This window comes from Puniceibacterium sediminis, assembly GCF_900188035.1.
GTDB classification, from domain to species: Bacteria; Pseudomonadota; Alphaproteobacteria; order Rhodobacterales; family Rhodobacteraceae; genus Puniceibacterium; species Puniceibacterium sediminis.
The window spans coordinates 189,804-197,296 of the sequence record NZ_FZNN01000007.1; the positions used below are offsets into that span (position 1 = coordinate 189,804).

The 7,493-nt window shown below is 59.5% G+C and carries 9 protein-coding genes; 3 read left to right on the forward strand and 6 right to left on the reverse strand.

Annotated features, from left to right (window positions below; genetic code table 11):
• Positions 1 to 25: 25 nt before the first annotated feature.
• From CHB75_RS10005 to CHB75_RS10015, 3 genes are read right to left on the reverse strand one after another with little or no spacing between them, the layout of a single operon-like run.
• Positions 26 to 1,498: a heme biosynthesis protein HemY gene (locus CHB75_RS10005; protein ID WP_089270402.1), complete on the reverse strand. Its 1,473-nt coding sequence runs from the start codon at positions 1,496 to 1,498 to the stop codon at positions 26 to 28.
• Between the two features lie 10 nt (positions 1,499 to 1,508).
• Positions 1,509 to 2,900 carry a COG4223 family protein gene (locus CHB75_RS10010; RefSeq protein WP_089270403.1) on the reverse strand — a complete coding sequence of 464 codons (1,392 nt, stop codon included), beginning with the start codon at positions 2,898 to 2,900 and terminating at the stop codon, positions 1,509 to 1,511.
• 56 nt (positions 2,901 to 2,956) lie between these two features.
• The gene (locus CHB75_RS10015) at positions 2,957 to 3,697 is read right to left on the reverse strand and encodes a uroporphyrinogen-III synthase (protein ID WP_089270404.1); all 741 of its coding nucleotides are present in this window, start codon (positions 3,695 to 3,697) and stop codon (positions 2,957 to 2,959) included.
• Positions 3,698 to 3,855: 158 nt separating this feature from the next.
• On the opposite strand from CHB75_RS10015, the gene CHB75_RS10020 reads away from it, so the two are divergent.
• Genes CHB75_RS10020 through CHB75_RS10030 form a run of 3 tightly spaced genes read left to right on the forward strand, consistent with a single transcriptional unit; the run spans position 3,856 to position 5,512 of the window.
• Complete coding sequence (locus tag CHB75_RS10020) at positions 3,856 to 4,818, forward strand: NAD(P)H-dependent glycerol-3-phosphate dehydrogenase (protein ID WP_089270423.1); 963 nt, start codon at positions 3,856 to 3,858, stop codon at positions 4,816 to 4,818.
• Between the two features lie 2 nt (positions 4,819 to 4,820).
• Positions 4,821 to 5,096 (forward strand): YciI family protein, encoded by a 276-nt coding sequence (locus CHB75_RS10025; RefSeq protein WP_089270405.1) that lies wholly within the window; start codon positions 4,821 to 4,823, stop codon positions 5,094 to 5,096.
• Positions 5,093 to 5,512: an EVE domain-containing protein gene (locus tag CHB75_RS10030; protein WP_089270406.1), complete on the forward strand. Its 420-nt coding sequence runs from the start codon at positions 5,093 to 5,095 to the stop codon at positions 5,510 to 5,512. The genes CHB75_RS10025 and CHB75_RS10030 overlap by 4 nt, the downstream gene beginning before the upstream one ends.
• Before the next feature lie 377 nt (positions 5,513 to 5,889).
• Here the strand turns inward: CHB75_RS10030 and CHB75_RS10035 are convergent, their stop codons facing one another.
• The 3 genes from CHB75_RS10035 to CHB75_RS10045 all read right to left on the reverse strand — a co-directional run.
• On the reverse strand, positions 5,890 to 6,231 hold the full coding sequence (locus CHB75_RS10035; RefSeq protein WP_089270407.1) for a DUF2853 family protein: 342 nt from the start codon (positions 6,229 to 6,231) through the stop codon (positions 5,890 to 5,892).
• A gap of 179 nt (positions 6,232 to 6,410) precedes the next feature.
• Positions 6,411 to 7,016, reverse strand: coding sequence for a PRC-barrel domain-containing protein (locus tag CHB75_RS10040; protein WP_089270408.1), 606 nt, complete (start codon positions 7,014 to 7,016; stop codon positions 6,411 to 6,413).
• Between the two features lie 294 nt (positions 7,017 to 7,310).
• A partial coding sequence (locus CHB75_RS10045) for an adenosylhomocysteinase (protein ID WP_176439109.1) occupies positions 7,311 to 7,493 on the reverse strand: 183 nt, incomplete at its 5' end.

Genomic DNA, 7,493 nt, shown 5'->3' on the forward strand with positions numbered 1-7,493 from the left:
CATCGGGATTGCACCGGGGAAAGGGCTATTTTGGCCTGACCCCATCGGTTTCATCCGCCGTTTCCGCATCAAGAACTTCGGCGTTCACCGGTTCGGTAACGGCGGGCAGATTATCCTCACCGGTGCCCACCAGAAGCGGCAGCATCTCGGCGCCGCCAGGCATGGAAATGTCCGACGACTGAGGCGGGGATTTCCAGGACAGTGTGTCGAAGGCCCCGCAGTTGCCACAGACCGGCGTCCATTCCGAATGGAGGTTGTTGCAATTGTCACAGACCCACTGCGGACCACGCGGCGCGGTGAGCGCCTTGGCCAGCCAGCCACGCACCACTGCGTCCGATGCACCTTCGCCCCGTTCGACCGCAGCCATAATCGCCAGAACGCGTGTGTCCGCCTCTTTCTCGACCAGATCGCCAACGGCGCGACGCGCTTCCGGGAAATCCTCGGCGGCGAGGTTGAGTTCGGCAAGCAGCAGGCGGGTTTCCCGATGCTCGGGTCGGATAGCTGTCAGTTGTTTGAACCGCTTGAGTCGCTCTGCCGGGGTTTCGTTCGGCACGATCTCGGCAAAGGCGGTGGCAAGATCTGGGTGCGGCTGTACCTGCCATGCCTTCTTGAGCAGGCGCACAGCGTTCTTGGGGCGATCTTCGGCGACAAAACCGCGGGCGGCCATACAGGCAGCGGGGATCAGATCTGGCGAAGACTTGTTCGCGGCAATCGCTGCTTCGCGGGCCTCGATCGACTTCCCGCTATCCAGAATATCTTTCGCTTCCGACAAGGCGAGGACGGCATCGCGCCGCTTGTGCACGTCACGTGGCAAGGAACCGTGCTTGAGCTTTGCGCTCAGCGTCTTGCGTGCGCCTGCCCAGTCGGATTTCTGCGCCTGCAGCTTCAGAAGGATGTCCTGCACCTCTTCATGCTTTGGCTTGATCGCAAAGGCGCGTTCGGCCAGCTTCAGGGCGGTGTCGGTGTCACCCTGAGCCAGTTTTTGTTTCATTATGCCGCGCACGCCGACAAACCGGGTCGCGTCATGCTGGATCAGTCGCTTGTAAACCTGTTCCGCCTTTGTCTGATCTCCGTTCATCTCGGCCGCCTGCGCGGTGATCAGATCGGTCAGTTCGGGCTTGTGCAGATAGCGTTCTGCCTTGGACGCCTTCGCCATCGCAACACGCCCTTCGCCTGCAGCCAACGCCATCAGGCCTTCGCTTAGCGCGGCATAGCCCTTGCGTTCGCGATTACGGTCGAAATAGCGCGACAGCGCCGTTTCATCACCGTTCAGGAAATGCAGCACTGCGATCAGCAGCGACACCAGCTTGAACAACACCCATACCACCACGACCAACACCAATGCGGCAAGCACCGATTGCAGCGGCCCAAGTGTGTACTCCATACCGGCCACCGTGATCTGAACACCACCGGTGCTTTCCATCAGATATCCGGCACCAAGGGTCAGCGCCGCGATAATCGCGACGAAGATCACAATCTTTATGAGAGACCAAAGCATTGACCGACCCTTATTCCTGATTCAATTCCTGCGCGAGCGTCGTCGCCGCACCTTGTGCCGATACCCGCGTTTCCGCGCGCGGTATCCAGTCGCCCATCGCATCCTGCGCAGCTTGGCTCAGGGTTTTGACTTCGGCCAGAGATCCGGCGACGTCACCGGATTTCAACGCAGCTTCGGCCCGCGACAGGATCGCGTCCGCGTCATCGCCGTCGCGCGGCGTGACCGAGCGGGCACCAACCTGATTGCGGAAGAAATTGAACACATGGCTGGTGCCCCCTTCCGGTGCTTCCTCGGCACGGGCGGCGGCAAGGGCCGCGCGGGCCGCACCCGGGTAGTCAGCCGCAAGCTCTGACAATGTGGGCACCCCATCCGCCGCCACACTGCTCAACGCCGCGGGAACGGTGACCGAACCACTGCTTTGAAGCGTGCCAAGCTGTTCCTCGAAAGGCTCGCCGCTTTCCAGCGCCGTCGTCACTTTGGCCAGCGCAGCGCGGGTTCCGGCCAAATTTGCCTGGGATTCAGCGTTTTGCTCCGCGGCCACGGCCTCGGCTGCGAAATTCTGAATCTCATTGCGCTGGGATTCAATGTCACTGCGCAGCGCGTCCATCTCGCGTTCATAAGCGGCGACAGCTTCGGGCGACAGCGCCGCCTCCATCGGGCGCTTCTCAAGCTCGACTACACGGACCTCCAGGCGACCGATCTGATCGGATGCACCAGAAAGCTGTCCCTTTAGGTCATCAATCTGAGAATTGAGCCGGGCCACCGCTTCGGTCAGATCCGAAACATCGAACGCTCCGACCACGGTTTCGGCATTGCCCAGACGCGCCGCCAGATCGTCCAGCTGAGTGCGCTGCTGTTTCAGCGTCGATGAGGTCTGCGCGCGGAACGGATCCTCGGTCCCGGGACCGAATGGCCAATCGTTGCTTTCATACTGTGCAACGCCAAAGCCAACACCCGCAGCCAGAACGCCACCAATCAACGCCGGAAAGAAGCCTGCCTTACGTTCGACGGTGGTTTCCTTGATCACCTGCGGCGCAGGGGTTGTCCCGGTGTTGTTCAGTTCTGTCTCAGGCGGGTTTTCTCCACCTTCGGTGCTTGCGGGATCACCCTCTACAAAGCCCCCATCTACCGACGCCTCGTCTCTGTCGGGCATGTCCGCCGGGTCAACGCTCAGCGTTTCGGATTCCGTGTGCTGATCGGGCTCAATCTCTGCTTCGGCATCCGGGATGGCCGAATCAGCGTCCGGTTTCGTCTGCTCGACAGAACCTTCAGGCTCGGCCACTACTGTTTCGGGGCCGGTCTGCCGTGACCCCTCGGTGGAAACATCCACGGTTTCCGTCTCGTTCTCGTCGGACCCGGCGATCTGGTCCCGGGTGTCCTTGGAGTTTTTTTCGTCTGCCACGTGGTTCCACCCTTTCGAATCTTAAAGCGCTTAAGATCTAATCTGTTTCGAGGACCTTACTGTGCGTCCTGCCCGCCCTCAAGCATCCTTGCCGAACCAAGCAATTGCGATACCGCATTTTGCATCGCTTCGCCTGATGGCTGAGCGGTAACAATCGTCGCAATGGGGTTTAAATCAAGAACTTCCTGCATGATCGACGGACTCATCGCTGCAATAAGTAGGGGTGCCTGGCCAACCCGCAGCTCTGAAAAGCGCGCTGCGCTGCGAGGCGAAAACAGCGGCACGATGACAGGCGCGGTTCCGTTCAGCGCGTCGCATGCGCTGTCGGTCAGATCCAGCAACGGCTGGTCGTAAATCACCGCCTTACGTGTCTCTATTCCACTTAAACTCAGCGTTTCGGCGATATTTCCAGTGGCGTGCGTTCCCCGCAGATGAAGTAGCGGGCCGTCGGCAGGCAGGCCGAGGATAAGCTCCACCAGAGCAGCAGCATCCCCGTCGGCGGACAGTGGATCGAACCCCGCGCCCCGCGCGGCCGCTGCAGTGGCAGCGCCCACAACGTAACACTGCCGGTCAATGGGGCCGCCAAGCGCAACGTATGCCGCGACGCCGTTGGCCGAAGTGAAGATAAGACCAATGTATCGGGTCATATCCGGAAGCACTCCGCAGGTTTCCACCCCGATCAGGGGGCTGATCACCGGTTCAAAGCGGTTTTCGCCGGCTTTTCGCAGCGCCGCGATAAATGCCTCGGACGCCGCCCGGGGGCGCGTCAACAGCAGAATCGGGCGCGTCTGGGTCATGGCCTATGGCCGCCATGGAAACCGGTCAGGATTGTGAGCCGCATGAGACGGTGTTACTTGCAGGGGCAACCTTACGCAATGGAAACGGCCATGACCGACCGCAGCATTCCGGGGATCACAGGCCACCGTTCGGCGCGGGGCGCGAAGCGCGGATTGACATGAGTATTGCCGTCCTTGGTGCCGGCGCCTTTGGCAGCGCGCTGGCGATCGCGCTTGTACGTGACGGGCGTGATGTGACCCTGTGGGGACGGGACACCGGCGCCATCGCGCAGATGAGGGAGAACAGGCGGGCAGTATCCCTGCCCGACGTCATACTGCCCGACGCCCTGAAAGTCTCTTCCGATCTGGATGCTGCCTGCACCGCAAAGACGCTGATCATCGCCACACCTGCGCAGACCTTGCCCTCATTACTGGGCCAGATAAGGACGCCACTGGCTGGCAAACCGCTGGTTGCCGCCTGCAAGGGGCTTGATCTTGGCACTTGGCAGGGCCCCTCGCGCACCATTGCAGACGCAAAGCCCGGCGCCTTCCCCCTGATCCTGACCGGACCCAGCTTTGCCATAGACATCGCGGCGGGACTGCCGACGGCGCTGACCCTCGCCTGCGCCGATGCCGATATCTGCATTACAGTCCAAAAGCAGTTGTCGACCCGGACGTTGCGGCTCTATCGGTCCTCTGATCCGGTCGGCGCGGAACTTGGCGGGGCGCTGAAAAACGTAATAGCCATTGCCTGTGGTGCCTGCATTGGTGCCGGCCTGGGCGACAGCGCCCGTGCTGCGCTGATGACCCGCGGCTTTGCCGAAATGCAGCGGCTGGCGCTTGCCCTTGGGGCACAGTCGGATACGCTGATGGGGTTGTCCGGGCTGGGCGATCTGGCCCTGACCTGCACCTCGCCCCAGTCGCGCAACTATCGGTTGGGTCTGGCGCTGGGGCGCGGCGATGTCTTTGATCCATCCATCACCGTCGAAGGCGCCGCAACTGCCCGGGCCGTCACCGCATTGGCCCAGGACCGCGGAATCGACCTGCCGATCTGCGCCACAACGGCCGCACTTACCGAACACCGCATCAGCATCACGGATGCGATGGACACCCTGCTTTCACGGCCACTCAAGGAGGAATAGCCATGCTCGTCGCTCTGATCGCCCGGGATAAACCCGGCGCTCTGCCCATCCGTCAGGAAAACCGCCCGGCCCATGTCGCCTATCTCAAATCATCTGATACAGTACAGCAGGCCGGCCCCCTGTTGGACGAGGCCGGAGAAATGGCCGGATCGCTGATCATCCTTGATGTGCCCGACATGGCCACAGCCGATGAATGGGTCAAAGGCGATCCTTATGGCCATGCCGGTCTATTCGAAAGTGTCGAGTTGATCGCCTGGAACAGGGTCATCGGCGGATGAAGTACTGGCTGTTCAAGTCGGAACCGGACACCTGGTCCTGGGACAATACCGTCGCCAAAGGGCCAGAAGGCGAGGAATGGGATGGCGTGCGCAACTATCAGGCCCGCAATTTCATGCGCGAGATGGCTACTGGCGATCTGGGGTTCTTCTACCATTCGCAAAGTGACAAGGCCGTCGTCGGGATTGTCGAAGTCTGCGCTACCGCCCACCCCGACAGTTCGACAGAGGATGATCGCTGGGAGTGCGTAGACATACGCGCGGTACGTCCCTTTGCCAGTCCCGTGACCCTGCAGATGTGCAAGGAAGATCCCCGCCTGGCGGACATGGTGCTGGTCAAGAACTCTCGTCTGTCTGTTCAGCCCGTGACAAAAGAGGAATGGAATGTCGTCTGCGAACTGGGTGGCACTGAACCCTAGATCGACAGCCGTAGCTACATGGCTCGGTTCAATTCGGGATCATGCGAGATTTAATATGAGGGGTTGCGGCACTGCCGAAACCCCTCATCACCCCTGGCGCTCCCACAGCACCGGTCGTGTTCTGATATAGGTTCCGGCCGTCCTGGCCCGATTAGATGACACTAGATGCAAAATCACGGGCAGGCAAACGCCAAGTGATTACAATCCTTTGGATCACATTTTGATCTCACTGCATCAGCCCTGGCACCGTGATCAGTCTCAGATTGGAATCCCGCCAAGCCAGCAACTTGGCAATAATGGGCCTGGCCCCAATGCTGAAGGCAAAAGTTAGGCCCCCGGTTGGCGAGGGCCTAAGGAATTCTGCTCTCGTAAAAGGATCAGCCGTAAACGGCATCCTTGCCGAAATGTTTTGTCAGCATGTAATATACGACCGCGCGGTATTTGTTGCGCTCGGACTTGCCATAAATCTCGATCACGGAATGGATCGCGGCCATCAGATCATCGCTATCCGGCAGACCCAGTTTCTTGATCAAGAAATTGGTCTTGACGGTCTCAAGTTCTTCGGGCTGGGAACCTGCCACGGTCGATGCGTCGTCGTTGTAAACCGAGGGGCCGCAGCCAATGGTCACTTTGGTAAGCAGCGCCATATCCGGTTCCATCCCGCACTTGTTGCGCAGATCGTCGGCATACTTCGAAATCAAATCGTCACGTTTTCCCATGTCGTTCAGTCCCCTGTTCTGGCTTTTGCCCGCTTTTCTACAGGCCTGTACGTGACGGTACTGCGTAGAAACGCCGTTGGTAAAGAAAATTCTCCCCCTCAATATCGTCACCGAAATTTGTCCAACAACGAAAATGGCGCGCCCTCTGGCGCGCCATGCAATGCGGTCATCTTACTGCGTTACGAGGAAATGAGGTCACCAATCAAAAGGTCACCATCAAGACTTTCAACGTCGTCTTCGTTGAACTCGGGCAGCGCCTCAAGCTCTGCCTTGGTCATCGTAGACAGAACCAGATCCCCATCTGCATTCACCGAAAACTGGTCCGCAGGGATTGCGACGGTGTACTCACCCAGTCCGAGGAAGCCGCCAATTCCGATCACAAAGGCCAGGCCGTCGGTCTGTTGGACCACATAATCGACTTCGCCAATCGACTCCTTATCCATACCGATCACGTTGGTGCCGACAATGTCATCAACTGTCATTGCAGAGATCTGCGTCGCAACTTCGTTGCCACCCATTCCCAGGTTGGATTCAGCCGTCGTGTCGGTTTGCGTCGTCATGGCGGAGGTGGAATTGGCATTGGTCGAACTGTCTGCCGTAACACCTGTGTCGCTTTCTGCGGCCATGCCAGTGCTGACGGATGCCTCCGCGTTGCCCATTGGCGCTTCGACCGAGGTTTCAGTGTCAGCCGTTGCAGCAACCGAAGTTCCTGCGGATTGTGCCATGGCACCCCCAGCGACAAGTGCTGCAATTGCCGAACCCAGCATCATATTCTTAAGTGTCATTTTGCATCTCCTTCAGTGAGGTGTGTATGCATAGACAATCCGCGAAAGGGGCTGGGGGTTTCCGCCTACGGCAAAAATTTCGCATGGAACCAAGGGGCCTGAAACGGCGTTTGCGCCCGGCCTTTGTGGTGGTTTTAATCTGATCTCGCAGTGACGCCGAAAAGACCAAGAGCCGTTATCCGAATGGGATGAATCCCGGTTACTGCCCCCCAAAACGGAAGATGCCCGCCTCGTTAAAGAGGCGGGCAGAAATGTGTCAGGGCAGCCCGAAAAGCCTTCGTGACCGATGATTGATCAGTAACGGTAGTGTTCTGGCTTGAACGGTCCGTCCGGGGACACGCCGATATAGGCGGCCTGTTCCGTGCTCAGCTTGGATAGCTTCACGCCGATGCGGTCCAGATGCAGGCGCGCGACCTTTTCATCCAGATGCTTGGGCAGGATGTAGACGCCATTGCCGTACTCGTCGCCCTTGGTCCA